Below are 2,853 nucleotides of genomic sequence, written 5' to 3' on the forward strand. Positions count from 1 at the left end.
GGCTTTGACGCCTTGGAGGAAGTCCTGGACTTCTCGGGAGAGGTCGTTGGAGTGGCGCGACAGCTCCTGGGCGGCGCCCAGCACCTGGCTGGCCGCCGAGGTGGTCTCGCCGGCCCCCTGCTGCACGTCGTTGATGCTGCCGGTCACGGCTTCCGTGCCGCGCGCCGCCTCCTGCACGTTGCGGGCGATCTCGGCCGTGGCCGCCCCCTGCTCCTCCATGGCGGCGGCAATCGAGGTGGAGATCTGGCTCATCTCGGTGATCGTGCGGGCGATCTCCTGAATGGCCGACACCGTCTGCTGCGTCGCCTGCTGCACCGAGCCGATCTGGGCCGAGATCTCCTCCGTGGCCTTGGCCGTCTGCGACGCCAGCTCCTTCACTTCGGTGGCCACCACGGCAAAGCCTTTCCCAGCCTCGCCGGCCCGGGCCGCCTCGCTGCTGGCCTTCAGCGCCAGCAGGTTGGTCTCGCCCGCGACGGTGTTGACCAGCTGCACCACGCCGCCGACGCGGCTGCCCGTCGCGGCCAGGCCCTGCACGGCCGCATCCGTGCGGCGCGCCCCCTGCACGGCCCGGTCGGCGATCTGCGACGACTGCGCCACCTGGGAGGCGATCTCCCGGATGGAGATGGACAGCTCTTCTGTTGCGGCCGCCACGGTCTGCACGTTGGCCGAGGTCTGCTGGGCGGCCGACGAGACGGTGACGGACTGCTGGGTGGTCTGGCTGGCCACTGCCGTCATGGTCTGGGCCGTGGCCTCCATCTCGGTGGCGGCCGACGACAGGCCCTGGGTGAGGGCCGACACGTTGCTCTCGAAGCGCTTGGTGATCTGGTCGAGCATCTCGGCGCGGCGCATCTTGGCCTGGTTCTCGGCGTCCTGCGCGGCGGCGAGGCGGCGGGCCTCGAGGGCGTTGTCCTTGAACACCTGCAGGGAGCGGGCGAGCAGCCCCACCTCGTCCTTGCGCTCCACGCCCGTGACGCTCACGTCGAGATCGCCCGCAGCCAGCCGGCCCATCGCACCCGTCATCCCATTCAGAGGACGCGCGACGGCAAAGACCACGATAGAGCTGAGCAGCCCCACCGCGAGCAGGATGCCGACGGCAGAGGAAGCAATCAGAAGCGTGGATGTGGAAGCAGCGAGGGCCTCAGCCTCATCGCCGGCTTGGGCGAGACTCTTCTCATTGGCATCGATGCGCTCCTTCATGAGGTTGCGCACCTTGATGCGAAGATCGCGTCCCTCGCCATTGGAGATCTGGAGAGCAGCCGCATCCTGATCCTTCACGGCGAAAGCAACGCTTTTATCGAGGAGAGCGAAGTAGCTGGCGACAGTCGCCTTGATTCCCTCGTTGACGGCCCGACGCTCCGGGGTGCCGGGGAGTGCGATCAGTTCGTCCGCGTGCTGCAGGGCCAGAGTCCTGTACTGCTGATAAACCTTCTCGGCGCTTGCCATCTTATCGGCGTCCGCGGCCGTATAGATGATCAGGTTTTTCTCCTGGATGCTCGCCTCGTTCACCTCCGAGTTGATCTTGAGGATCATTGAGAGACGGACAGCCTCGACCTCAGCCAGTTCCTTCGTGTCTGCCGTCAAAGCGTCCAGACCGTTCTTGGAAATGGCCACCAGTCCGATTGTGATGGCAACGAAGATGAAAACCGGGATCGTCAGCTTGGTGATCAGCTTAAGATTATTGAGAAAACGCATTGTCTTTCGATGACCCGCCCGCATCGCCGCGAGAAGCGCGCGCCCCCTGACGCACAGTATTCAGGCCCGAGGAACATTAACCATAGAAATGAACGATGAATTAAAGTGAACAACAAAGTCTAATTGAATATATTCTTTAGGTATTACTACGTATAATTCTGTTTATATCTAAACTTTATAGATACCCAACATTAGGGAAGACAAACCTTCCTTTGTTCACGTGAATACTCTGCGGCGGATCTAACTGCCGCCTGGCGCTTCCCTAAAGCCTGCGCCGCGCCCTTGACCTGATCGCCTGCGCGCCGGATCGTCCCGACGACCTGCAGGCGCGGGATGCTTTCCCGAACACCCCTATTCGGCAGCCTCGCTGCGCTCGTGCTCGCCGGTGAACTGCAGCCGCGCGAGGCGCGCATAAAGGCCGCTCTGGGCGAGCAGCGCCTCGTGGGTCCCCTCCTCGACGATCCGGCCCTGGTCCATGACGAGGATCCGGTCGGCGGAGCGCACGGTGGCGAGGCGGTGGGCGATGACGAGCGTCGTGCGGCCTTCCATCAGCCGGTCGAGGGCGCCTTGAACCTTGCGCTCGCTCTCCGCATCCAGGGCCGAGGTGGCCTCGTCGAGGAGGAGGATCGGCGCGTCCTTCAGGATGGCGCGGGCAATGGCAAGGCGCTGACGCTGGCCGCCGGAGAGCGTCACGCCGCGCTCGCCGATCATGGTCCCGTAGCCCTGCGGCAGGGCGCGGATGAAGCCGTCGGCGGAGGCGAGCTCGGCGGCGCGGCGCACGTCGTCCTCCGTGGCCTCGGGCCTGCCGTAGCGGATGTTGTCGAGGACGCTCGTAGCGAAGATCGTCGGCTCCTGCGGCACGAGAGCCATGCGGGCGCGCAAGCTGAAGGGATCGGCCTCGGTGACGGGAACTCCGTCGACCCAGATCGTGCCGCCTTGCGGATCGTAGAAGCGCAGGAGCAGCTGCAGGATCGTGCTCTTGCCGGCTCCAGAGGGCCCGACGATGGCAACCCTTTCGCCGGAGCTCACGGTGAGGCTCAGGCCATGCAGAGCCCGCTGCTCGGAGCGGGTCGGATAGGCGAAATGCACATCCTTGAACGCCACCGTGCCGAGCGGCGGGTTCGGCAGGGGCTTCGGGTTGCGCGGCGCCTCGATGGCGGG

At 65.3% G+C, this 2,853-nt stretch carries 2 protein-coding genes; both read right to left on the minus strand.

Annotated features, from left to right (window positions below; genetic code table 11):
- Positions 1 to 1,692: methyl-accepting chemotaxis protein (locus MA07_RS03965; RefSeq protein ID WP_036347291.1), on the minus strand; the 1,692-nt coding region annotated here is incomplete at its 3' end.
- A gap of 351 nt (positions 1,693 to 2,043) precedes the next feature.
- Positions 2,044 to 2,853, minus strand: an 810-nt coding sequence (locus MA07_RS03970) for an ATP-binding cassette domain-containing protein (RefSeq protein ID WP_036347294.1), incomplete at its 5' end; no start/stop codon positions are given.

This window comes from Microvirga sp. BSC39 (genome assembly GCF_000739015.1).
In the GTDB taxonomy this organism is placed as follows: domain Bacteria; phylum Pseudomonadota; class Alphaproteobacteria; order Rhizobiales; family Beijerinckiaceae; genus Microvirga.